Source organism: Streptomyces yerevanensis (assembly GCF_000716805.1).
Lineage (GTDB): Bacteria > Actinomycetota > Actinomycetes > Streptomycetales > Streptomycetaceae > Streptomyces > Streptomyces flaveus.
Genome location: NZ_JNWJ01000200.1, coordinates 1 through 926 on the forward strand (window position 1 = coordinate 1; position 926 = coordinate 926).

Below are 926 nucleotides of genomic sequence, written 5' to 3' on the forward strand. Positions count from 1 at the left end.
TGACCGACCTCGCCGACGGCGTCGTCTACAGCCGCAGCGGCCTGACATACCAGGTAGGTCTACTCGAAAAGGAGGGCCTGGTCGTCCGCGCTCCCTCGCCGGACGACGAGCGGAGCATCACCGTCACCATCACCGATGCCGGGCGTGCGCTGCTTGCGAAGGTGCTGCCGGGTCACGTCGAGGTGGTCAGCGACCTGTTGTTCGAGCCGCTTTCGCGCGACGACGTCAAGGCTCTCGCGAGCCTGCTGGCGCCGGTACGCGACCACATGCGCTCGACACCGCCCCGCTCGGCCACGCCTCGCCGCCACAAAGGCGGAGCATAAGGATCCGACCCAGGCCACGCAGAAGGGACCACGACACGTCCCGCTCGACGTGGGGCCAGTGGAAGAAGCGACGAGCCACGCCGAGGACAGGGACTGTGGCGTAGCACCCGGACGACGTCGAGTCGGTGCTGCATACATGCGAGCAGCGCTCTCCGTCCCGGGTGCTGCCCCGCGCTCGGTGCTACTCACGTCGAAAGCGCTTCATCAATCGGATCTTCGACGGCAAGATGGGCCTGACGAGAGGAGCCCGGATTGAGTGCGAGGGGCCTGGCGGGCCGGCTGGCCGCGGCACGAGCCGGTGCGCTGGTGGGCAGGGAGCCGGAGCGGGCGGTGCTCGACCGGATGCTGTCGGGCGCGGCGCAAGCGCCGTTTGTGGCGTACCTGCACGGCCGGTTCCTCGACGCCGATCCGCGCCGGCTCGAGGAGACGGCCGCCCCGGCGTGCACCGAACCCGGCACGGTGCTGCTCATCGACACCTTCGAGCAGTGTCAGCCCCTCGAGGCATGGCTGCGCGAGACCTTTCTGCTGCGGCTCGCCGACCACGCGATCGTGGTGGTGGCCAGCAGGACCGCCCCCGACGCCGAATGGTCGCTGGATCCTGGA

The 926-nt window shown here is 69.5% G+C and carries 2 pseudogenes; both read left to right on the forward strand.

The features are described 5' to 3' along the window. A pseudogene (locus tag OP79_RS49035) lies at positions 1-323 on the forward strand (MarR family transcriptional regulator); the annotation flags it as partial. A gap of 252 nt (positions 324-575) precedes the next feature. Beyond that, positions 576-926, forward strand: a pseudogene (locus OP79_RS49040) (ATP-binding protein); the annotation flags it as partial.